Raw genomic sequence first — 1,356 nt, 5'->3', positions numbered from 1 at the left:
CATAGTCCACGATCTCCTTCTCGGTCATGGTTTTACCGTGTTCCAGCACGACGACTGCGGCGGGCAGCTCGCCGGCATCGTCGTCGGGCAGGCCGGCGACCCCGGCGTCGAAGATGTTGGGGTGTTGCAGCAGGATGCTCTCCAGTTCGGCTGGGGCTACCTGGTAGCCCTTGTATTTGATCAGGCTCTTCAGCCGGTCCACGATGAAGAAGTGCTCGTCCTCGTCCCAGTAGGCGATGTCGCCGCTGTGCAGCCAGCCGTCCTTGTCGATGAGAGCGTTTGTAGCCTCGGGGTTGTTAACGTAGCCGCTCATGATCATGGGGCCACGGACGCACAGCTCGCCGCGCTGGTTCACACCCAGTGTCTTACCGGTGTCCAAGTCCACCACCTTAGCCTCGAAGAAGGGCACCACCTTGCCTACTGCGCCAGGCTTGTCGTCCCCTTCGGGGGTGATCAGAATGGCGCTGGTTGTTTCTGTCAGGCCGTAGCCCTGGCGGATGCCTGGTAGGTGGAAGCGTTTGGCCACGGCCTCACCTACCTCCTTGCTGAGCGGCGCCCCGCCGCTGGCGATCTCGTGCAAGTTGCTTAGGTCGTACTTGTCGATGAGAGTGCTCTTAGCGAAGAAGCTAAATAGTGTGGGCACCAGCAGGGCAGATTGAATCTTATAGTCTTGCAAGCTGCGCAAGAATAGCTCCTCCTCGAAGCGGTACATGAGCACGACCCGAAAGCCGCAGATCAAGTAGCCCAGCGTGGTGAACATGCCGAAGCCGTGGTGAAATGGCACCACGCTGAGGATAGCGGTGTCGGGGATGATCTGGTTGCCGAAGATGGGGTCGCGGGCATGACTGAATCGGACACAAGCGGTGCGGTGCGGTAGGGCTACGCCCTTGGGCAATCCGGTACTGCCACTACTGTTCATGATCAGGGCGATGGTTTTGTCCCGGTCGAAGCTCTCGGGCACGAAGTCGTACTCGTTGAAGCCGGGTGGCAAATGGGAAGTCACGAAGGTGTACATGCTTTGGAAGCCCTGGTAGTCGGTCTTGCTATCCATGATGATGATCTTTTGTATGATCGGTAGCTTCTTTTGCACGTTGAGGATCTTTTGCAGCCCTTTCTTGCTCACGAATACGACGGTGGGCTGGCTGATGCCCATGCTGTTCAGCAGCTCGCGCTCGTTGTAGATGTCGTTAGCTGGGGCCACAGCCACACCGATGAACAGGGCACCCAACACGGGCATGAAGAACTGCAAGCTATTCTCGCTGCACACCACGATCCGATGGTTTGTATTCAGCCCATAGCGCTTCATAGCTTCTGCCAGCCGAACGCTCATCTCGAAGTACTCGGCGTAGGTAATGT

The 1,356-nt window shown here is 57.9% G+C and carries 1 protein-coding gene; it reads right to left on the bottom strand.

Going from position 1 to position 1,356, the window contains the following annotated elements; genetic code table 11:
- A partial coding sequence (locus FPQ13_RS13060; protein ID WP_246065539.1) for an AMP-binding protein occupies positions 1-1,306 on the bottom strand: 1,306 nt, incomplete at its 3' end.
- Between the last annotated feature and the right edge of the window lie 50 nt (positions 1,307-1,356).

Source organism: Allobacillus salarius (genome assembly GCF_007559425.1).
Taxonomy (GTDB): Bacteria; Bacillota; Bacilli; order Bacillales; family Alkalibacillaceae; genus Allobacillus; species Allobacillus salarius.
Note: the sequence above shows the minus strand (reverse complement) of the source record. Positions and strands in the feature narration are given on the sequence as shown.